Below are 21473 nucleotides of genomic sequence, written 5' to 3'. Positions count from 1 at the left end.
TGCGTCATCCGGTGCCCTCGGGCACGGTGTCGGCCGGGAGCGCGTCGGAGCCCGGTCCGGCCGGCAGTTGGACGTGCACGTGCCCCTTGCCGGCGTCGACGCTGATCACGTCCAGCTGGAGCGCGGCGACCGACCAGGCCCGCACCGCCAGCGCGCGCTGCGCGCCGGCCAGGGCCAGGAGGTCGGACGCCAGGGGTTCGGGGGCGGTGGTCGCCGCGGCGAAGCCGTCGACCGCGGCGGCGAGCTGCTGGACGGCGGTCCGCATCCCGGTGCGGGCGACGTTCACCCCGTTGCCCGCCGACGGCGTCTCCTCGTACCGCCGCACCTCTCCGGCGACCACCTCCCGCCAGCCGCGCACCTCTTCGGCGGTGGGCGCGGTCGGAGGCGCGGCGTCGCCGGGGGGAGACGCCCCCGCCATGGCCCGCAGCACCGGGGTCAGGCGTTCCCGGCCGCCCCGGGCCAGGTCGATCAACGCCTCGACCTGCGCGATGTCGCGCCGCGCCTCCTCCTGCTCCAGTTCGGCGATCCGGCGTTGCGTCGCGTCCGGGCCCGAGGTCCACGAGCCGACCACGAACGCGACGGCGAACCCGAGGGCGAACGTGGTGATCAGGGCCGCGGCCGAGGTCCACCGGAACCGTGCCCGAGCCACCGGTGTGGTCCTGCCCATGGCGTTGCTCCTCTTCAGGCCGACGCGGTCCGCGGCCCCGGCGCGTGCCGGAGCCGCGGACCGCCCGTTCAGGACAGCGCCCACCGCTGGTTGGCGCCGCCGTTGCAGGTCCAGGTGATCAGCTGGGTGCCGTCGGCGGTGCTGCCGCCGTTGGCGTCGAGGCACTTGCCGCCGTTGCGGATCGTGCCGTCGGACCGCACCTCCCAGTTCTGCGCGGCGGAGCCGTTGCAGGTCCACAGCTGCGCCGGCGCGCCGTCGGCGGTGCTGCCGCCGCTGACGTTCAGGCACTTGCCCAGGGCCCGGAGGGTCTGCCCGGAGCGCGTCCACGTCTGGTTCGCGCCGCCGTTGCAGGTCCACAGCTGGACCTTGGCCCCGTCGGCGGTGCTGCCGCTGTTGACGTCGACGCACTTGCCGCCGACGCCGACGATGCGGTTCGCGCCACCGCTGCCCGGTGTGCCGACCCCGGGCCCGACCAACGTCAGCGAGTCGAGGTCGTAGGAGTTGGCCGTGCCCGTCTTGAACACCACGAACAGCTCCGTGGTGCCCCCCGGGGCGGTGACGTTCACCGCGGGCGTGCTCGCGTAGGCGTCCCAGCCACCGGTGCTCGGCACCGGCACCGTGGCGATCAGCGCCCCGGTCGGTGAACCGGCGCGCAGCTCGACCGAACCACCGCCGCCCGGCGAGGACAGCCGGAGGGACACCTGGTTGACACCGGTGAAGTTGTACGGGGTGAACGAGACCCAGTCGTTGTTGCCGATGTCGCCGATCCGACCGCCCGACTCGGCCCCCGACTGGGACACGACCCGCACGCCCGAGGAGCCGGTGAAGTGCTCGGCCTGCTTGCGCTTGGGCTGGAGCAGGACCTTCCGGCTGCCCTCCAGCGCCGGCACCCCGGTCGTGCCCCTGTCGGTGTACCTGCTGTCCGCCACCCAGAACGAGTTCAACTCGGCGTGCGCGCTGTCGGTCTCGGCCCTGAACGTGCCCGAGCAGCCGGGGATCGGCGCGAGGTCGTGCCCGTGCTGGTCGTGGCCCAGCGCCGGGGTGGTGGTCACCCGACCGCAGTCGATCGTGCCGTCCTCGGGGTCGGTGACCGCGACCGTGTAGGGGATCGTGTCGCCCCAGCCGAACACGCCGCCGTCGGGGACGCTCAGGGCGACCGTGGGCGCGGTGTTGCCCGAGGTCACGACCACGCTGGTCACGCCGGACTTCCCGCCCGCGTCGGTGACGGTGAGCTTGGCGTTGAACTGCCCCCTGGCGGTGTAGGTGTGCGCGGGGTTGGCCTCGGTGGACGTGCCGCCGTCGCCGAACTCCCACCGGTAGGTCACCGGGCCGCCTTCCGGGTCACCGGAGCCGGCGCTGGAGAACCGCACCGCCAGGGGCGAGGAACCCGAGGTGGGCGTGCCCGTCGCGGTCGCGACCGGGCTGCGGTCGCCGCTGCGGTAGTCGATGCGGTAGAGCCCGGAGTCGGGGTTGTCCCGACCGTAGCCGGAGCCCCATTCGAGCAGGTACATCGCTCCGTCCGGGCCGAACTTCGCGTCCAGCGGCGACCTGAAGCTCAGGTTGGCCAGGAAGTCGTTGATCTTCAACAGCTTCCCGTCCTGGCCGAGCCGGAACTCCCACAGCCGGTTGCGCGCCCACTCGCCGAAGAACGGCGTCTCGTCGAAGTAGGCCGGGAACTTGGTCTGGGACGGGTTGTCCGCGTCGTACCGGTAGACCGGGAACGCGCCGGGGGCCTCGCCGCCCGAGGGGCTGCCCATCTCCGGGAACCTGTTGCCGTTCGCGCCGTTGCCGTACCAGACGTCGGCCTTGCGCGCGGCCGGCAGCTCGGTCAGGCCGGTGTTGTTGGGCGAGTTGTTCACCGGCCGGTCGCAGTTGAACTTGGCGCCGGACTGGCCGGTGGCGAAGTTGTGGTCGTTGAACGGGATGTTGTCGCCGATGCAGTACGGCCAGCCGTAGAAGCCGGGGGAGGTGATGACGTTCCACTCCACGATCCCGCCGGGGCCGCGGTTGGCGTTGTCGTTGGCCGCGTCCGGGCCGTAGTCGGCCGCGTAGACCGCGCCCGTGGTCGGGTGCACCGAGAACCGGAACGGGTTGCGGAAGCCCATCGCGTAGATCTCGGGCTTCGTCCTGGCCGTGCCCGGCGCGAACATGTTGCCGGCCGGGATGGTGTAGGTCCCGTTGGTCTCCGGGTGGATGCGCAGGATCTTGCCCCGCAGGTCGTTGGTGTTGGCCGAGGTGCCCTGGACGTCGTTGCTCGACCAGCCCGGCCGCTCGTCGATCGGCGCGTAGCCGTCGGAGCGGTGCGGCTGGACGTCGTCGCCGGTGCCGATGTAGAGGTCGCCGTTCGGGCCGAACGCGATGTACCCGCCGGTGTGGCCGGGCTCCGGCGCCTGCCGCGACGACGGCACCTTCATCAGCACCCGCTCGCTGGACAGGTCCAGCGCGTCGCCGGTCACGGTGAACCGGGAGACCCGCGCGATGTCCTCGCCGCCGCCGGCGGGGGAGTACATCAGGTAGATCCACCGGGTGGTGGCGAAGTTCGGGTCCAGGGCGAGCCCGGTCAGGCCGTCCTCGCCGCCGGTGTAGACGCTCAGGGTCGCCGCCGTGACGGTGGTGCGGGTGTCCGGCTTGTGGACCTTCACCCTGCCGCCGTACTCCGCGTAGAACACGCGGCCGTCCCGGGCGACGTCGAGCGCCGCCGGTCCCACGGTGTTGTCGTCCAGCGTCACCTTCTCGAAGCTGTTCCACGCGGTGGGCCCGCAGTCGGCCTGGACCTTGCCTCCCGCCGACTCCACGCCGCCCTTGACGTGCTCGCGGAACAGCGGTTCGGAGTAGCCGGACGCCTGGTGGCCCATGGCGGTGGCCCACAGCCGGCCGCCCTCGAAGTTGCGGCACCACGAGATCGGGTGGTCGTGGCCCATCCGGCTCGAACCGGGGTCGTACGTCGTCTCGTCCGCGGTCACCAGCACGTGCGCGTTGCCCCGCACCGAGCGGGTGAAGTTGTACCACTCCTCGGTGCGCGTCCACCGGTCCGGCAGCCCGGCCCCGGACGGGTGAACGCGGTCGGCGACCTTGGCGGTGCCCGACACGGTGGCCGAGTGCTGCGTCATGGTCGCGCCGAGCACCTGGTCCCACCACGGGAACTGCTGCTCGACGTTCATGTCCGTCGCGTTGTGGATCGCGACGAAGCCGCCGCCGCCGCGCATGTACCTCTGCGCCGCGGCGCGCTGCGCGTCGTTGTCCCACACCATGCCGGAGGTCTGGAGCATGACGACCACGTCGAAGGTGGCGAGCGCGGCGTCGTTGAAGACCGACGAGTCCTCGCTCCTGGTCAGCTCCCAGTCGTTCTGGGCGGCCAGCTGCTCGAACATGGTGATGCCGGCGGGGATCGAGTCGTGCCGGTAGGCCCCGGCGGCGGTCTTGCTGAACAGCAGGACGTGGAACCCTTCGGGGTGCGCGGGTGCGGGTGGCGAGGCCAGTCCCGTCATCACCAGCGCGCAGCCTGCGATCGAGAGCAGGCGCGCGAACCTGTGTCGCATTGCCACTCCTGTGGGGCGCTTGAAGGCGACTGATCGGATTACGCGGCGGCGGTGTGCGCGGAGTCGTGCCGTCGGCCCCGGACACGGTGGGGTGACAGGACCCGGGTGCGCGGGGTCGAGCCGGCGCGGCGCACGGCACCGGCTCGGATTCGGGGTCGACGGGTGACGGTCGGCGGTGAGGCGCTCCCGGGGCTCGACCGCGGAGATCGGCGGCCGGTGTAGTCACCCCGGATTTGTGTCGTACACATCGCTCCGTCAATGCGATTTGTAGCACACGTCAACGCGGGGAGTCCAGAGGTGTGCGGCCGCGCCGGTCCGGGCCCCAGAGGGCTCGCGGACCGACCCCCGGCGGTTCAGCCGAAGAGCCGGCGCTGGATCTCGCTGCGGTAGTCCTGGAGGGTGTTGTCGAGGTGCAGCCCGGCGGCCGCCGCCGCGGCCTCGGGATCACCGTCGCGGATCGCGTGGTAGATCGCGAGGTGCTCCTCGACCGCCTCCGCCGCGTGGCCGCCGACGGTGCCGCGCAGCCCGATGGTGCTCGACTGGCGTTGCAGCCTGCGGGCCTCGCGCACCGCGGCGACGAGGAACTGGTTGTGGGACGCCGTGGCGACGGCCAGGTGGAAGTCCTCGTCGCCCCGGTCGAACAGCGCGACCTCGTCGGTCAGGTGGCCCTGTCGGCACATCTCGGCGGCGGCGCCGATGGCGCGCAGCTCGGCCGGGGTGGCGTGGACCGCGGCCAACCTGCCGGCCGCGGTTTCCTGCACGCGGCGGAACTCGAAGAGCATGTAGACGTGGTCGAGGTTGGTCGGCAGGAAGAAGCCGCCCCAGCGGGAGGAGCCGAGCATCCCCTCGTCGTCGGCGACGTAGAGCCCGCGGCCCTTGTGCGCCCGCACCCGCCCGATCGCGGAGAGGATCTTGACGGCTTCCCGCACCACCGTGCGGCTGGTGCCCATCCGCGCGGCCAGCTCGTTCTCGGTCGGCATCCGGTCGCCCGGCCTCAGCTCCAGGTCGGCGATGAGCTGGAGGATCTGCTCGGCCACCAGCTCGTAGCCGGGCCGGTAGGGACCGGCCGGTCGGGTGCTCTCCGGCTGCCCGGTCTCCAGCCGCCCGTTCGGGGCGCCGGCCGAGACCCCCGGTACGAGTGCGCCATCCGTCAACGCCGCTCCTTCGTGACGGGCCACCTGAAGAGTACGACGGCTCAACACCGTTCGGTCAGCTTACAGGCCGAGGAGGCGTCCCGCGTCGGGGTGCGAGGGGCGTCTGTCGTGGCTCGTCGAAGCTCCTGTTGACTCTCGGTGCCTCCTTTGTCGCGGTAAGTCACGAAATAAGCATGCTTATCGCGGTCAGGCGCGCTGGAGCTGGAACCGCTGGTTGGCGCCGCCGGTGAGCGCCCACTGCGAGATCCGGGCGCCGTCGGCGGTGGAGGCGGACCACACGTCCATCGCCAGGCCGCTCTGCTGGTTGACCAGGCTCACCACGCCGCCGCCGTGGTCGACCGGTCGCCACAGCTGGTTCGGGGTCCCGGCATCGCGCTGCTGGGTGATGTCGGCACCGCCGGCGGTGCCCGAGACCTGGAGCACCAGGCCGCTGTGCCGGGCCCGCACCCGGTAGTGGTCGCCGGAGGGCAGGAAGTCGAACTGCTGGTTCAGGCCGCCGCCGGCCGGCCACTGGACCAGGGTGGCCCCGGCCGCGGTCGAGGCGCCGTTGACGTCGGCCCGCTTGCCGCTGTGCTGCGCCACCAGGTGGTAGTTCACCCCGGGCTCGACCAGGGGCGGCCTGCCCTGCGAGGTCACGCGGTAGGTGTGGCCGGCCTGCCCGGTGAACCGGACCAGGTCGGGCTCGACCCGCTCCGGCCGCACCGCGGCGCCGGTGGTCAGGTCGCGCAGCTCGTGGGTGCCGGTGAACGCCCGGCTGCGCACCCCGACGACGCCGTCGCGGTCGGGGGTGACGGTCAGCTCGGTGGCCCAGCCGCCGCTCCACACCGCCCCGACCGTGTACCCGCCCCGGCCGCGCAGCCCGTCCACCCTCCCGTTCGGCCAGGCGGGCGGCAGCGCGGGAAGCAGGTGCAGCTCGCCGTTGTGGCTGTGCAGCAGCATCTCGGCGATGCCGGAGGTCGCGCCGAAGTTGCCGTCGATCTGGAACGGCGGGTGCAGGTCGAACATGTTGGGCGCGAGCCGCTCGGGCGTCACCAGGGAGCGGATGAGGTCGTGCGCCCGGCCGCCCTCCTCCAGCCGCGCCCAGAAGTTGATCTTCCAGGCCAGGGACCAGCCGGTGCCGGCGTCGCCGCGCAGCTGGAGGGTGCGCCGGGCGGCCTCGAACAGCTGGGGGGTGCCGCGCCGGGTGATCTGGTTGCTCGGGTGCAGGCCGTACAGGTGCGAGACGTGCCGGTGGTTCGGCTCGGTCTCCACCCAGTCGTACAGCCACTCCATGATGTTCCCCCGGGAGCCGACCCGGGTGGGGGCCAGCCGCTGGGCGGTCGCGCGGACCCGTGCCCTGAAGTCGGTGTCCACGCCCAGCACCTCCGAGGCGCGGGCGCAGCCCTCGAACAGGTCGCGCAGGATCTGCATGTCCATCGTGGGGCCGGCGCACACGCTCGCGTTGGCGTGGTGGGGCAGCTCCGGCGAGTTCGACGGGTTGGTGACGAGCCACCTGAGGTTCGGTTCCTCGACCAGGGTGTCCAGGAAGAACTGGGCGGCGCCCTTCACCGCGGGGTAGCAGGAGCGCAGGAACGCGGTGTCGCCGGTGAACAGGTAGTGGTCCCAGACCATGGTGGCGAGCCACGCGCCGCCGGTCTGCCACATGCCCCAGAGCGCGCCGTCGACGACCGAGGAACCCCGCCAGGCGTCGGTGTTGTGGTGGGTGACCCAGCCGCCGGCGCCGTACTGGGCCCGCGCGGTGCGGGCGCCGGTCGTGGTCAGGTCCTCGATCATGCGGAACACCGGCTCGTGGCACTCGGCCAGGTTGGTCGTGTCGGCCGGCCAGTAGTTCATCGGCAGGTTGGCGTTGATCGTGTACTTCGACTCCCACGACGGGGCCAGCTGGTCGTTCCAGATGCCCTGGAGGTTGGCGGGCTGGGTGCCCGGTCGCGAGGACGAGATCAGCAGGTAGCGGCCGTACTGGAAGAGCAGGGCGGCGAACTGCGGGTCGGTGGTGGAGTTGTGCCGGGCGATCCGGACGTCGGTCGGCTGGTCCGCCGCCGCGGTGCGCCCCAGGTCGAGGGTGACCCGCCCGAACAGCCGCTGGTGGTCGGCCACGTGCCGGCCGCGCAGCACGTCGTACGCCGTGCCCTGCGCGCCGTTGAGGCGGCCGCGGGCGATGCCCTGGTAGTCGCCGGCGACGTTGCGGTAGTCGACGTGGCTGGTGCCGATCGAGATCAGCAGCGTGACGCTGTCCGCGTTGGACACCCGCAGCACGCCGCCGGAACTGCCGGTGCTCCCGCCGGTGGAGACGGCCCTGGCCAACGCGAGGAACCGGACCGAGCCCGCGATGCCCCGCTGGTCGCCGGACCGGCCGTCCAGCGCGATCGTCGTGCCGTCCGGGCTCGACGCGGTCGCGCGCTGGGGCGTGCCGAACGAGGCCGTGAACGAGACCGACCCCGGCGTCTCGGCCGTCAGCCGCACGGCGATCACCTGGTCCGCCGCGCTGGCGATGACCTCGCGCCGGTACCGCACGTTGTTCGCCACGTAGGTCACGGTGGCCGTCGCGGTCGTCAGGTCGAGCCGGCGCTGGTAGCCGGACACCCCGCCGGGGGTGGGGAAGGTGAGCCTGAGGTCGCCGACGGTCTGGTAGGCGAGCTGGCCCGCGGGGTTGCCGAGCATCGCCTGGTCGACGAGGGCCTGCGCCTGCGCCCACTGGTCGGCGAACACCAGCCGCCTGATCTCCGGCAGGGCGCTCACGCCGCGCGTGTTGGTGTAGTCGTGGGGGCCGCCGGCCCAGACCGTGTCCTCGTTGAGCTGCAACCGCTCCGAGTCGACGTTGCCGAACACCATCGCGCCCAGGCGGCCGTTGCCGACCGGTAGCGCGCGGAGCCAGTCGGTCCCGGCCGGCTGGTCGTACCACAGCGCCAGGTCGTCGACCGCGCGCACCTCCGGCGGTGCGGCCGGGTCGGCGCGGGCCGTCGCCACCCAACCGCCCGGCACCAGCGCGGCCCCGGCTCCGGCCGCACCGAGCTCCATCAATCGCCTTCGTGGCAAGTCCGACATGCTGGGTCCTCCCGAGCGGACGGTGGCCGGTGCGCCGGGAGCCCTGCGCGAACGCGCTCAACCGGAGCCTCCAGGCAAGGTAGCCATCGGCGCTCCCGACCGTCAACCACCGGGAACAGCTCAATGTGAACGCTAACATATTTAGCAACGTACTGACCTCATCGAACTCGAATTCGACGATTGAAGTGGTGTCCAGGAAAGGCGAAAACACAGGCCGGATACTTGGTGAGCGCTAACATCTTTAGCAACTTTGAGCGTTGACGCTCGATGTCGCCGGTGGTTACCGTGCCGAAAGGTCCTGGTCGCCGCGCACGTCCCGGTCCGCCCGTCGACGATGACGAGGGAGACTTCTCGATGCGACGCAACCCCTTTCCTCCCGGGCGGAGAACTCCCGGCCGGCGCTCCGCCGGGAACTCCGCCCCACGCCGCATCGGAGCGGTGTCGACGGCTGCCCTCCTCGTGGCCGCCGGTGTGGTGGCCACGGTGGTCGGCACCTCGTCGCCGGCCGCCGCGCACGCGGTCAACCCGGCCGACTTCCAGCAGGTCGAACTCGCCCGCGGCGTCGCCGAGATGGGCGAGCCGATGACGCTCGCCGTGCTGCCGGACCGCTCGGTGCTGCACACCTCCCGCAACGGGACGGTGCGCCGCACCACCGCCGACGGCGTCACCCGGGTGATCGGCACGGTACCCGTCTACACCCACGACGAAGAGGGCTTGCAGGGCATCGGCGTCGACCCCGGCTTCGCCTCCAACCGGTTCATCTACCTCTTCTACGCGCCGCCGCTGTCGACCCCGGGCGGCGACGCGCCCGCCACCGGAACGGACTTCTCGGCGTGGAAGGGGGTCAACCGGCTGTCCAGGTTCACCCTGAACGCCGACTTCACGCTGAACACGGCCGGCCAGGTGACCGTGCTGGAGGTCGCGACCGACCGGGGCATGTGCTGCCACGTCGGTGGGGACATCGACTTCGACGCGGCCGGCAACCTGTACCTGTCCACCGGCGACGACTCGAACCCGTTCGACTCCGGCGGCTACACCCCGATCGACGAGCGGACCAACCGCAACCCCGCCTACGACGCGCAGCGCAGCGCCGGCAACACGAACGACCTGCGCGGCAAGGTGCTGCGGATCAAGGTGAACGCCAACGGCTCGTACTCGATCCCGTCCGGCAACCTGTTCCCGGTCGGCACCCCCGGCACCCGGCCGGAGATCTACGCGATGGGCCTGCGCAACCCGTTCCGCTTCAACGTGGACAAGCCGACGGGCGCGATCCACCTCGGCGAGTACGGGCCGGACGCGGGCACGAGCACCTCCGCGCGCGGCCCGGCCGGCCTGGTGGAGTTCAACCGGATCACCTCGGCGGGCAACTTCGGCTGGCCCTACTGCGTCGGCTCGAACACGACCGCGGAGGCGTACGTGGACTTCGCGTTCCCCTCGGGGCCGTCCGGGAACCGGTTCAACTGCGCCGCCCCGGTCAACAACTCGCCGCGCAACACCGGGTTGACCACCCTGCCCGCCGCGCGCTCGGCGTGGCTCAAGTACGACAACTGCTCCATCGCCGCGTTCGGCTGCGGTTCGGAGTCCCCGATGAGCGCGCCGGTGTACCGGTACGACGCGGCCAACCCGTCGTCGATCAAGTTCCCGCCCTCGCTCGACGGGCACGTGTTCGCCACCGAGTTCGGCCGGCGCTGGATCAAGACCATCGACGTCGGCACCGACGGCTCGGCCGGGCAGATCAGCGACTTCCCGTGGCGCGGCACGCAGGTCATGGACGCCGCTTTCGGCCCGGACGGCGCCCTGTACGTGCTCGACTACGGCACCGGCTGGGGCAGCGGCGACGCCAGTTCCGCGCTCTACCGCATCGAGTACAACCCGGCCGGGAACAGGGCGCCGACCGCGCGGGCGGCCGCCGACCGCACGTCCGGCAGCGCGCCGCTGTCGGTGACCTTCTCGTCGGCCGGCTCCTCGGACCCCGAGGGCGGCGCACTGGCCCACTCGTGGAACTTCGGCGACGGCACCACGTCCACCGCCGCCAACCCCAGCCACACCTACACGGCCAACGGCCAGTACTCGGCGACGCTCACCGTGACCGATCCCGGGGGCCGCTCGGGCTCCGCAACGGTGTCGATCTCGGTCGGGAACACCGCCCCGACGGTCAGGCTGGACGCGCCGGTCAACGGCGCTCTGTTCAGCTTCGGCGACAGCGTGCCCTACACGATCACGGCGTCCGACCGGGAGGACGGCACGATCGACTGCACCAGGGTCAAGCTCAGCTACCTGCTCGGCCACGACAGCCACGGCCACCCGATCACCACGCAGACGGGCTGCTCGGGGACGTTGCGGATCCCGGTGGACGGCGAGCACGACACGGCGGCGAACCTGTTCGCGGTCTTCGACGCCGAGTACACCGACTCCGGCGCGAACGGCCAGCCGCCGGTGACCACGCACACGCAGCACGTGCTGCAACTGCGGCACCGCCAGGCCGAGCACTTCTCGGCGCAGTCCGGCACCGGCCTCTACGACAAGGCCGCCGCCGAGGGCGGGCGGACCGTCGGCGACATCCAGAACGGCGACTGGATCGCATTCGAGCCGTACGCGCTCGGCGGGGCGAACAGGTTCACCGCCCGGGTGTCGTCCGCCGGCTCGGGCGGGACGCTGTCCGTGCGGACCGGCTCACCGACGGGCACGGTGCTCGGCTCGGTGACCGTGCCGGTGACCGGGGGGTGGGACACGTTCACCGACGTGTCCACGACCCTGGCCGCCGTGCCGACCGGCACCGTGGTGCTGTACCTGACGTTCGCCGGCGGCACGGGCACCCTCTTCGACGTCGACGCCTACACGTTCGGCACGTCGGCGGGCACGCGGACCGGACCGGTCGTCAGCACCTCGGGCAAGTGCGTGGACGTCAACGCCGGCAGCACGGCCGACGGCGCGAAGGTGCAGCTGTGGACCTGCAACGGCGGCGCGAACCAGCGCTGGACGGTCGGCGGGACGACGTTGCGCGCGCTGGACAGGTGCCTGGACGCGGCCGGTTCCGCCGACGGCAGCCTGGTGCGGCTGTGGACCTGCAACGGCGGTGGCGGTCAGAACTGGACCGAGGGCGCCAACGGCTCCCTGGTCAACACCCAGTCCGGCAGGTGCCTGGACGCCAACGGCGGCGCTACCGCGGACGGCACCCAGCTGATCGTCTGGAGCTGCCACGGCGGCACCAACCAACGGTGGACCCTGCCCTGATGAGCAAGCGAGGACGGTCAGAGATGGAACGCTCCCGCACCCGACGCGCGATCGGCCTGGCCGCAGCCGCCATCACCGTCGCCGCGCTCAACCCCGGCGCACCGGCCGTCGCGGCCGACGCGCCGTACGACGTGCTGGTGTTCTCCAAGACCGCCGGCTTCCGCCACGACGCGATCCCGGCCGGCATCCAGCTGATCCGGGACCTGGGCGCGGCCAACAGCTTCACGGTCACCACCACCGAGGACTCGGCCCGGTTCACCACCACCGACCTGGCGCGGTTCGAAGCCGTGGTGTTCCTCAACACCACCGGGGACGTGCTCAACGCGACCCAGCAGACCGCGTTCGAGTCCTACGTCCGGGGCGGGGGCGGGTACGTCGGCGTCCACTCGGCGTCCGACACCGAGTACGACTGGCCGTTCTACGGCGAGCTGGTCGGCACCTACTTCACCTCGCACCCGGCCGTCCAGCAGGCGACGGTCCGGGTGGAGAACCGGGCGCACGCGGCCACCGCGCACCTCGGCCCGACGTGGACCAGGACCGACGAGTGGTACAACTTCCGGAGCAGCGTCCGGTCCACGGCCCGGGTCCTGGCCACGCTGGACGAGTCGACCTACAGCGGCGGCTCGATGGGTGCCGACCACCCGCACACCTGGTGCAAGGCAGTCCAGGGCGGGCGCTCCTTCTACACCGGCAGCGGCCACACGCAGGCGAGCTACGCCGAACCGGGGTTCCGCGCCATGATCCTCGGCGGCATCCGGTACGCGGCGGACCGCGTGAAGGCCGACTGCCGGCCGGAGAACGGCTACACCGCGCTGTACAACGGCTCGACCACCGGCTGGTCGCAGGCCGGGCCCGGCGGCTTCACCAACAGCGACGGCACGTTGACCTCGTCCGGGGGCCTGGGCCTGCTCTGGCACAGCGCGCGCGAGTACCGCTCGTACTCGCTCAAGCTGGACTGGCGGATGCCCGGGGACGACAACTCCGGGGTGTTCGTCGGCTTCCCGCCCAGCGCGGACCCGAACTCGGCGATGGCCAACGGCTACGAGGTGCAGATCGACGCCACCGACACGCCCGACCGGACCACCGGCGCGGTCTACGGGTTCCAGGGCGCCGACCAGGCCGCCCGCGACGCGGCGCTCAACCCGCCCGGCGAGTGGAACACCTTCGAGCTGCTGGTGGAGGGCGAGCGCTTGCGGGTGTTCCTCAACGGCGCGCAGGTCAACGACTTCACCAACACCGACCCGGCCCGGTCCCTGGCGTCCGGGCACGTCGGCGTCCAGAACCACGGCACCGGCGACGACGTGTCGTTCCGCAACATCCGGATCCGGGAACTGGGCGGTACCACCCCGCGCACCGGACCGGTCGTCGGCGCCTCGGGCAAGTGCGTGGACGTCAACGCCGGCAGCACGGCCGACGGCGCGAAGGTCCAGCTGTGGACCTGCAACAGCGGGGTCAACCAGCGGTGGACGGTCACCGGGTCCACCCTGCGGGCGCTGGACAAGTGCCTGGACGCGGCCGGCTCGACCGACGGCAGCGTGGTGCGGCTGTGGACCTGCAACGGCGGTGCCGGCCAGAACTGGACCCCGGGCGCCAACGGCTCCCTGGTGAACGCGCGGTCGGGCAAGTGCCTCGACGCCAACGGCGGCGGTGCCGCGGACGGCACGCAACTGATCGTCTGGAGCTGCCACGGCGGCACCAACCAACGCTGGACCCTGCCCTGAACCGAAGGAGCGCTCGGATGAAGATCAGCGGTGAGGCGACCGCCTCCCCACAGGCACGCCGACGACCGGTGACGACCGCCCTCGCGGCCGTCGTCCTCGCGGCCGGCACGATCACCGCGGTCGGCACGGCACCGGCGTCGGCGGCGACGGTCGACACGGCCGCGTGGTACGTCCTGGTCAACCGCGGCAGCGGCAAGGCGCTGGACCTGTCCGGCTCGTCGACCGCCGACGGCGCGCGGGTCACCCAGTGGACGCGGCACGACGGGGTCAACCAGCAGTGGCAGTTCGTGGACTCCGGCGACGGCTACTACCGGGTCAGGTCCCGCCACTCCGGCAAGGCCCTCGACGTGCCCGGCTCGTCGACCGCCGACGGCGCCGCGATCCAGCAGTGGACCGACCACGGCGGGACCAACCAGCAGTTCCGGCTCGCGGACTCCGACGGCGGCCACGTGCGGCTGATCGCCCGGCACAGCGGCAAGGCGGTGGAGGTGCAGGGCTCCTCCACCGCGGACAACGCCAACGTCGTCCAGTACGCCGACCACGGCGGCACCAACCAGCAGTGGCAGCTGGCCAGGGTGTCGGGCGGCGGCGACCCCGGCGGCACCGGCTGCGGCAAGACCCCGACGCTGCGCAGCGGCACGCACACGATCCAGAGCGGCGGCAAGAGCCGCAGCTTCGTCCTGCGGGTCCCCGACGCCTACGACAACAACCGCCCCTACCGGCTGATCTTCGGGTTCCACTGGCGGGGCGGCACCATGAACGACGTCTCCTCCGGCGGGACCAGCGGGACCGCGTGGTCCTACTACGGGATGCAGGAGCAGTCGAACAACAGCGCGATCCTGGTCGCGCCCCAGGGCCTGGGCAACGGGTGGGCGAACTCCGGTGGCGAGGACGTCACGTTCACCGACGACATGATCCGGCGGATCGAGGCCGACCTCTGCGTCGACCCGAAGCTGCGCTTCGCGATGGGGTTCAGCTACGGCGGCGGCATGAGCTACGCGCTCGCGTGCGCACGGGCGACCGTGTTCCGGGCGGTGGTGGTCTACGCCGGCGCCCAGCTGAGCGGGTGCAGCGGCGGGAGCCAGCCGATCGCGTACTTCGGCCTGCACGGGATCTCGGACAGTGTGCTCAACATCTCGATGGGGCGGCAGCTGCGGGACCGGTTCGTCGCCAACAACGGCTGCACGCCGCAGAGCCCGCGTGAACCGGGCGCGGGCAGCATGACCCACGTGACCACGGCGTACTCGTGCCGTGCCGGCTACCCGGTGCAGTGGGCCGCGTTCGACAACGGCCACATGCCCGGTCCGGTCGACGGCACCTACGCCGAGAGCGGCGTCCGGACCTGGACCAAGGGCGAGGCGTGGAGGTTCATCTCGCAGTTCTGACCGCACCGGCGGTCCGACCGCACCCGCCCGCAGGAGAGCTGACGGAGGTTCGCGCGTGAACGTGCGGCTGGAGGGCATCACCAAGAGCTTCTTCGGCGTCACCGTGCTGCGCGGCGTGGACCTCGACCTGCGGGCGGGCGAGGTCCACGCGCTGGTGGGGGAGAACGGCGCCGGCAAGTCGACGCTGCTGAAGGTGCTGGCGGGCGTCCACCGGCCCGACTCCGGGCGGGTCGTGCTGGAGCGGGGTGAGGTCTCGTTCGCCGGCCCGCGCGACGCGCAGGCGGCGGGCATCTCGATGATCCACCAGGAGCTCAACCTCCTCGACCACCGCTCGGTGGCCGAGAACGTGTTCCTGGGCCGCGAGCCCGTGCGGCGCGGCCGGGTCGACCGCCGGGCGATGGAGGCGGGCACGCGCAGGCTGCTGGACGAGCTGGGCGTCGGGACCATCGACCCGACGACCCCGGTCGCGCGGCTCTCCGTCGCGCAGCGCCAGGCGGTGGAGATCGTCAAGGCGCTGTCCGCCGACGCCCGGGTGCTCGGCATGGACGAGCCGACCGCCGCGCTGGCCGACCACGAGGTCGAACTGCTGTACCGGCTGGTGGCGCGGTTGCGCGAGCGGGGAGTGGCGATCCTGTACGTCTCCCACCGGATGCGCGAGGTGTTCGACCTCAGCCAGCGGATCACGGTGCTCAAGGACGGCGCGCTCGTGGCGACCTCGGCCACGCGGGACATCACCTCGGACCACCTCGTGCGGCTCATGGTCGGCCGCCCGCTCGAAGCCCGGTACCCGGAGCGCGGCGGCGAGCCGGGGGAGGTGCGGCTGGCGCTGCGCGGCGCGGGCAACGGCCGGGTGCGCGACCTGACCTTCGACGTCCGCGCCGGCGAGGTCGTGGGCCTGGCCGGGTTGCAGGGTTCCGGCAGGTCCGCGACCGCGCGGGCGATCTGGGGCGTGGAGCCGTTCACCGCGGGCTCCGCGGCGGTGGACGGCGTGCCGATCCGCGTCGACCGACCGCGGACCGCGGTCGGGGCGGGCATCGGTTACGTCACCGAGGACCGCAAGGGCGAGGGGCTGGCGCTCCGGCAGTCGGTGAAGGACAACCTGCTGCTGGTGCGGCGGGCGGCGTTGCGGGGAGCGGCGGCGCGGCGCGCGGCCGACCTCGGCGAGCTGCTGCGGTCGGTCGCCGTCACCGCGCGCGGGCCGGACCAGGAGGTGCGCTACCTGTCGGGTGGCAACCAGCAGAAGGTGGTGCTCGGCAAGTGGCTCGCGGTCGAGCCGCGGGTGTTGATCGTGGACGAGCCGACGCGCGGCGTCGACGTGGGCGCGAAGCAGGCCGTCCACCGGCTGCTGCGCGACCTCGCGAACAGGGGGGTGGCCATCCTGATGATCTCGTCGGAACTGCCGGAGCTGATCGGCATGAGCGACCGGGTCCTGGTGATGCACGGGGGGACCGTGGTGGGCGAGCTGCCGGCCGGCGCCTCGGAGGAGGCCGTGATGAGGCTGGCGACCGGGCACGGGGCCGGTGGAGCGGCGTGAGCGTCGTGCCCGACCGCGCCCCGGGGACCGCGGTGGCCGGGCGGCCGCGCAGGTCCGCACCGAGCCCCACCGCGACCGTGTACGTCGCGCTGGCCGCGCTGCTCGTGGTCGGCAGCGTCCTGGTGGCGCTCGACGGCGGTGTGCTGCTCGACCAGGGCGGCGTCCTCACCATCCTCACCCGGAGCACCGCGCTCGGCCTGGTCGCGATCGGGCAGACGCTGGTCGTCGTCACCGGGTCGTTGGACCTGTCCGTCGCCTACCTGGTCGGGCTGTGCTCGCTGGTGGCGGCCGAGACGATGGCGGGCAGCGGGACGGCGGTCCTGCCCGGCGTGCTGCTCGCGCTGGCGGTCGCGGCCGTCGTCGGCCTCGTCAACGGGCTCGTGATCACGGGTCTCCGGGTCAACGCGTTCATCGCCACGCTCGGCGTCGCGCTGGTCCTGCGCGGGTACCTCGAACAGGGTTACACCGGGCCGGCGGGCAGCGTGCCGCGCTCGTTCCAGCACCTCGGGTACGCCCGGGTCGGACCGGTCCCGGTGGCGGCGCTGCTGGTGCTGCTGGTCGCGGCGGGCGCGTGGTGGTACCTGCGGCGGACCCGCGGTGGCTACCACGCGTACGCGGTCGGCGGTGACGTCGACGTGGCGCGGCTGTCCGGCGTGCGGACCGGCCGCACGATCGTCACCGCGCACGTGCTGTGCTCCCTCGCGGCAGGACTCGCCGGGGTGTTCCTGGCCGCCAGGCTCGGGTCGGGCGCGCCGTACGTCGGCACGGACGCGGGGTACGACCTGGAGTCCATCGCGGCCGTGGTGCTCGGTGGGACGGCCCTCGCGGGTGGCCGCGGCGGTGTCGCGGGCACGGTGGGCGGCGTGCTGCTCCTGGCGACCCTGGACACCGTGTTCGACGACCTCGCGGTGGACCCGTTCTTCAAGGACGTGGTCCGCGGGGTCGTGCTCGTCGCGGCGGTGGCGCTGTACGCCCGCCGCGGGTCGTCCCGGAGGTCGGCGTGACGGGGCGACCCCGCCCGGCCCGCGGGACCGCGCCGGTGCTCGCCGTGCTGGCGGTCCTGCTGGTGGCCCTGGCCTTCGCCGGGCCCGCGTACGCCGAGCCGGACGGCTACCTGGCGCTGCTCAAGCGGGCCGCGCCGCTGGTGGTCCTGGCGATCGGCCAGTACTTCGTGGTCGTGTCCGGCGGCTACGACCTGTCCGTGGGGTCGCTGGTGACCGCGGGGGTCGTGATCGCCGCCCGGCTGATCTCGGGGGACGACGCGAACACGTGGTGGGTGATCGCGCTGCTGCTCGCCTTCGGCGCCCTGGTCGGCCTGGTCAACGGCCTGATCACGACGAAGCTGCTGGTGCCGTCGTTCATCGTGACGCTCGGGGTGCTGCTGGTGCTCGACGGCGCGGTGTTCCTGTGGACCGGCGGGGCGCCGCGCGGCGCCCTGTCGCCGTCGTTCCGGGCGTTCGGCCGGGGCGGGTTCGACGTGCCGGTCCTGGGGCAGGTGCCCTGGTCGGTCGTCGTCCTGCTGGGAGTCCTGGCCGGGGCGGTGCTGTTCATGCGCGGCGGCACCGGGCGCACGCTGCTCGCGGTGGGCGACAACGACACCGCCGTCCGGCTGGCGGGCGGCCGGGTGGACCGGCTGCGGGTGCTGGCGTTCGTGCTCTCGGGACTGCTGGCCGCCCTCGCCGCCGTCCTGCTCGCCGGGTTCGCCGGGGTGTCCGCGCAGGTCGGCGCCGGCCTGGAGTTCCGGGCCATCACCGCGGTCGTGCTCGGCGGCGTCCTGCTCGGCGGCGGTCGGGGCTCGGTGGTCGCCGCGGCCGCGGGAGCGCTGTCGCTGGAAGCCCTGTTCTCGCTGCTGAACCTGCTCGGCGTCGCCGGCGCCCTCGACTCCGCCGTGCAGGGACTGATCCTCATCGCCGCGGTCGCCTACGCCGCTCGCGGCACGGGTCCGCGCCGGGTGCTCCGGCCCCGCGAGACCGGAACGGTCATCCCCTGAACGCCGCCGAAGGACCAAGGAGCAGCACCATGCGCAGGACGTGGACCTCACTCGCCCTCGTGGGCGCCCTCGCGACCGCCGGGTGTTCGAGCGACCTGCCCGCCGAGGGCCCGACCGCCGCGACGCCCCCCGACCGCACCGGGTCGGAGTTCTTCGACCGGGCCGAGTACGAGCGCCAGTTGGCGCTCCGCACCGCCACGCCGGTCGGGTTCGAGGACGGCGGACCGGCACCCGCGCCGTGGGAGCAGATGCTCGACCCGGAGATGGTGGACACGAGCGGGTACGCCAAGCCCGGCGGTGATCACCACCTGTGCTTCTCCAACGCCTCGGTCGACAACCCCTGGCGGCAGGTCGGGTTCCGGACCATGGCAGAGGAGGTGAAGCTGCACCCGGAGATCACCGGGTTCACCGTCCTCGACGCGGAGGCCAAGGACGACAAGCAGATCAGCGACATCCAGTCGTTCGCCTCCCGGGGGTGCGACGCGCTGATCGTGTCGCCGAACACCACCGCCACGCTGACCCCGGCCGTCGAGGCCGCGTGCGCGACCGGTGTGCCGGTGATCGTGTTCGACCGGGGTGTCGACTCCGACTGCCCGGTCACGTTCATCCACCCGATCGGCGGGTTCGCGTTCGGAGCCGACGGCGCCGAGTTCCTGGCGGAGGAGGTGGAGCCCGGCGGCAAGGTGCTGGCGCTGCGCATCCTGCCGGGCGTGGACGTGCTGGAGCAGCGGTGGACCGCGGCGAACGAGATCCTCGCGGGCAGCGGGCTGGACGTCGTCGGGGTCGAGTTCACCGACGGCGACGCGGCCAGGACCAAGAGCATCGTCAACGACCACCTCCAGCGCGAGGGCCGGATCGACGGCGTGTGGATGGACGCCGGCGCGACGGCCGTGGCCGCGGTCGAGGCGTTCCAGGACGCGGGCGCCCCGATCCCGCCGTTCGTCGGCGAGGACCAGCAGGACTTCCTGCGCACGTGGGTCGCGGAGGGGATGACCGCGGTCGCGCCCACGTACCCGACGTTCCAGTGGCGCACGCCGGTCATCGCCGCGCTCCGGGTCCTGGCGGGCGAGCCGGTCCCCGAGGAGTGGGTGCTGCCGCAGCCGAAGGTGACCCGGGACGACGTCCGGGACTTCGTCGACCACGACATGCCGCCGCTGCACTACGCCATGTGCGGCTGCGAGGCCATGCCGGGTTACCCCGGTCCCTGGAAGTAGCCGTGGACAGGCGCCGGTCGATCCGCCCGCGCCGGACCGACTCGCCCGACGGGAGCACGCGCACATGTGGGACATCGGGGTCAGCACCTGGGTCTGGGCGTCACCCCTCACCGACGACGTGCTGTCGGTGCTCGCGCCGCGCATCCGCGCGTGGGGCTTCGACGTCGTCGAGCTGCCGGTGGAGAACCCCGGCGACTGGGACCCGCACCGGGCGGCCGGGCTGCTGGCGGCCCTGGGCCTGAAGGCCACCGTCTGCCTCGTCATGCCGCCCGGTCGGGACCTGGTCGAGTCCGACGCCGTCACCGAGACCCAGGACTACCTGCGGCACGTCGTGGACGTGGCGGCCGTCGTCGGCAGCGGCGTGGCGGCGGGCCCGGCCTACAGCGCGGTGGGCCGCACGTGGCGGATCGGGCACCGGCCGGGGATCTACGCCCAGCTGCGCGCGAACCTCGCCCCGGTGGTCGAGCACGCGGCGTCGAAGGGGGTCCGGATCGCGGTGGAACCGCTGAACCGCTACGAGACCAGCCTGATCAACACGGTCGGGCAGGCGCTGGAGGCGTTGGACGGGCTGCCCGAGGAGGGCTGGGGGCTGGCGCTGGACACCTACCACGCGAACATCGAGGAGTCGTCGCCCGTCGAGGCCATCCGGACCGCGGGTGCCCGGATCGCCCACGTGCAGGTGTGCGCCAACGACCGGGGCACGCCGGGGCGGGACCACCAGGACTGGCCGGCGGTGCTGCGGGCGCTGGCGGGTGCCGGTTACCGCGGTCCGCTGTGCATCGAGTCGTTCACCCCCGACAACGCCGCGATCGCGACGGCCGCGTCGATCTGGCGGCCCCTGGCGGAATCGCCCGATGCCCTCGCCGCCGACGGGTTGGCCTTCCTGCGCGGCGCCACGGCGCCGTTCACGGGCTGATCGATGTCATCGCGGCGGCGCCACGGAGCCGCGAACGCGGACGGGCATGGGGACGTAGTGCGGTCCGTTCCCGTCCGCGCGGCCCGCGTCCTGCCGCTCGGGTCCGGCCAGGAGGAGGTCGACGGCCTTCGCGCCGAGGTCGTGGTGCGGGAACGCGACCGTGGTGAGGCCGGGGCGCAGCCACGAGGCGATGGGGTGGTCGTCGAAGGAGACCACGGAGACGTCGTCGGGCACGGTGAGACCGGCTTCCTGGAGCGCCTGGTAGGCGCCCAGCGCCAGCCGGTCGTCGAGGCAGATCAGGGCGCGGGGTCGCTTCGCGCCCAACAGGTCCCGCGTCGCGGCGAAGCCGCACTCCGGCAGCCACCACCGGCACGGGCGCGCGCTCTCCACCTCCACCCCCGCCTCGTCCAGGGCCCGGCGGATGCCGGTGAGCCTGCCGATCGCCGCGGTCCCGCCCGCGGGCGCGTCACCGCCGGTCGGGTCGGCGCCGATGAGGTGGATGCCCTCGACGTGGCCCGCGTCGAGGAGCACGCGCGCGGCGGCGCGCCCGCCCAGCACCTCGTCGGGCAGGACGGAGGGCAGCGCCGAGGGCTCCCGGGGCAGCGCGTTGAGCAGCACGGCGGGCCCGTCGGCGAGCACCCCCGGCACGCCGATCCTCCTGGTGCGCACCGTGGCCAGCACGATGCCGTCGACGTGGTGGTCGCGCATCGTCCCGATCAGCGTGCGCTCGAGCCCGGGATCGCCCTCGGTCTCGCCGAGCAGCAGCGTCACGCCGTGCCGGCGGGACGCGGCGAGCGCGCCCCTGACCATGTCGCCGGCGATCCGCGAACCGGCGACCGAGTCGGACACGAGGGCGATCGTCCGGGTCCTCGTCCCGCGCGGCTCCCACGACGCGCGGTTGCGGCGGTACTCCATCTCCGCCGCCGCCTCGCGGACCCGTCGCTGCACCTCCTCGGAGATCCGCAGGTCCGGACCGCGCCCCGAGAGCACCAGGGACACGGTGGTCTGGGAGACGCCGACCACCTTGGCCACGTCGGCCAACGTGACCCGTCGTGCGCCCATCGTGGACCTCCC

Annotated in this window: 13 protein-coding genes; 8 read left to right on the top strand and 5 right to left on the bottom strand. The window is 72.9% G+C overall.

Annotated elements, in window-relative coordinates; translation table 11 throughout:
- Positions 1-4: 4 nt before the first annotated feature.
- From Q5530_RS06935 to Q5530_RS06920, 4 genes are all read right to left on the bottom strand, one after another.
- A complete protein-coding gene (locus Q5530_RS06935; protein ID WP_415361384.1) occupies positions 5-667 on the bottom strand; it encodes a hypothetical protein in 663 nt (220 codons plus the stop codon).
- Positions 668-735: 68 nt separating this feature from the next.
- On the bottom strand, positions 736-4206 hold the full coding sequence (locus tag Q5530_RS06930; RefSeq protein WP_415361383.1) for a ThuA domain-containing protein: 3471 nt from the start codon (positions 4204-4206) through the stop codon (positions 736-738).
- A gap of 353 nt (positions 4207-4559) precedes the next feature.
- Positions 4560-5360 carry a FadR/GntR family transcriptional regulator gene (locus Q5530_RS06925; protein WP_415361381.1) on the bottom strand — a complete coding sequence of 267 codons (801 nt, stop codon included), beginning with the start codon at positions 5358-5360 and terminating at the stop codon, positions 4560-4562.
- A 186-nt stretch (positions 5361-5546) separates the two neighbouring features.
- Positions 5547-8378 carry a glycosyl hydrolase family 95 catalytic domain-containing protein gene (locus tag Q5530_RS06920; RefSeq protein WP_415361380.1) on the bottom strand — a complete coding sequence of 944 codons (2832 nt, stop codon included), beginning with the start codon at positions 8376-8378 and terminating at the stop codon, positions 5547-5549.
- A 465-nt stretch (positions 8379-8843) separates the two neighbouring features.
- On the opposite strand from Q5530_RS06920, the gene Q5530_RS06915 reads away from it, so the two are divergent.
- The 8 genes from Q5530_RS06915 (at position 8844) to Q5530_RS06880 (ending at position 20399) form a co-directional block, all read left to right on the top strand.
- Positions 8844-11639 carry a PQQ-dependent sugar dehydrogenase gene (locus tag Q5530_RS06915; protein ID WP_415361379.1) on the top strand — a complete coding sequence of 932 codons (2796 nt, stop codon included), beginning with the start codon at positions 8844-8846 and terminating at the stop codon, positions 11637-11639.
- A gap of 23 nt (positions 11640-11662) precedes the next feature.
- On the top strand, positions 11663-13360 hold the full coding sequence (locus Q5530_RS06910) for a ThuA domain-containing protein (RefSeq protein ID WP_415361378.1): 1698 nt from the start codon (positions 11663-11665) through the stop codon (positions 13358-13360).
- A 17-nt stretch (positions 13361-13377) separates the two neighbouring features.
- Positions 13378-14745 carry an RICIN domain-containing protein gene (locus Q5530_RS06905; RefSeq protein ID WP_415361377.1) on the top strand — a complete coding sequence of 456 codons (1368 nt, stop codon included), beginning with the start codon at positions 13378-13380 and terminating at the stop codon, positions 14743-14745.
- A gap of 55 nt (positions 14746-14800) precedes the next feature.
- Positions 14801-16279 carry a sugar ABC transporter ATP-binding protein gene (locus tag Q5530_RS06900; RefSeq protein ID WP_415361376.1) on the top strand — a complete coding sequence of 493 codons (1479 nt, stop codon included), beginning with the start codon at positions 14801-14803 and terminating at the stop codon, positions 16277-16279.
- Complete coding sequence (locus tag Q5530_RS06895; protein ID WP_415361375.1) at positions 16276-17283, top strand: ABC transporter permease; 1008 nt, start codon at positions 16276-16278, stop codon at positions 17281-17283. The genes Q5530_RS06900 and Q5530_RS06895 overlap by 4 nt, the downstream gene beginning before the upstream one ends.
- Positions 17280-18269: an ABC transporter permease gene (locus Q5530_RS06890; protein ID WP_415361374.1), complete on the top strand. Its 990-nt coding sequence runs from the start codon at positions 17280-17282 to the stop codon at positions 18267-18269. Before Q5530_RS06895 ends, Q5530_RS06890 begins: the two co-directional genes overlap by 4 nt.
- A 29-nt stretch (positions 18270-18298) precedes the next feature.
- Complete coding sequence (locus Q5530_RS06885) at positions 18299-19483, top strand: substrate-binding domain-containing protein (RefSeq protein WP_415361373.1); 1185 nt, start codon at positions 18299-18301, stop codon at positions 19481-19483.
- 64 nt (positions 19484-19547) lie between these two features.
- On the top strand, positions 19548-20399 hold the full coding sequence (locus Q5530_RS06880; protein ID WP_415361372.1) for a sugar phosphate isomerase/epimerase family protein: 852 nt from the start codon (positions 19548-19550) through the stop codon (positions 20397-20399).
- A 6-nt stretch (positions 20400-20405) separates the two neighbouring features.
- Here the strand turns inward: Q5530_RS06880 and Q5530_RS06875 are convergent, their stop codons facing one another.
- On the bottom strand, positions 20406-21461 hold the full coding sequence (locus Q5530_RS06875) for a LacI family DNA-binding transcriptional regulator (RefSeq protein ID WP_415361370.1): 1056 nt from the start codon (positions 21459-21461) through the stop codon (positions 20406-20408).
- Between the last annotated feature and the right edge of the window lie 12 nt (positions 21462-21473).

It is taken from the genome of Saccharothrix sp. BKS2 (genome assembly GCF_047689505.1).
GTDB classification, from domain to species: Bacteria; Actinomycetota; Actinomycetes; order Mycobacteriales; family Pseudonocardiaceae; genus Actinosynnema; species Actinosynnema lopnurensis.
The sequence above is the reverse complement of the archived record's forward strand: the minus strand, read 5'-3'. Positions and strand labels throughout refer to the sequence as shown.

Coding starts and splice junctions, on each gene's coding strand:
- Q5530_RS06875 (WP_415361370.1), bottom strand. CDS start 21,461: ATGGGCGCACGACGGGTCACGTTGGCCGACGTGGCCAAGGTGGTCGGC.
- Q5530_RS06935 (WP_415361384.1), bottom strand. CDS start 667: ATGGGCAGGACCACACCGGTGGCTCGGGCACGGTTCCGGTGGACCTCG.
- Q5530_RS06920 (WP_415361380.1), bottom strand. CDS start 8,378: ATGGAGCTCGGTGCGGCCGGAGCCGGGGCCGCGCTGGTGCCGGGCGGT.
- Q5530_RS06880 (WP_415361372.1), top strand. CDS start 19,548: ATGTGGGACATCGGGGTCAGCACCTGGGTCTGGGCGTCACCCCTCACC.
- Q5530_RS06910 (WP_415361378.1), top strand. CDS start 11,663: ATGGAACGCTCCCGCACCCGACGCGCGATCGGCCTGGCCGCAGCCGCC.
- Q5530_RS06885 (WP_415361373.1), top strand. CDS start 18,299: ATGCGCAGGACGTGGACCTCACTCGCCCTCGTGGGCGCCCTCGCGACC.
- Q5530_RS06905 (WP_415361377.1), top strand. CDS start 13,378: ATGAAGATCAGCGGTGAGGCGACCGCCTCCCCACAGGCACGCCGACGA.
- Q5530_RS06930 (WP_415361383.1), bottom strand. CDS start 4,206: ATGCGACACAGGTTCGCGCGCCTGCTCTCGATCGCAGGCTGCGCGCTG.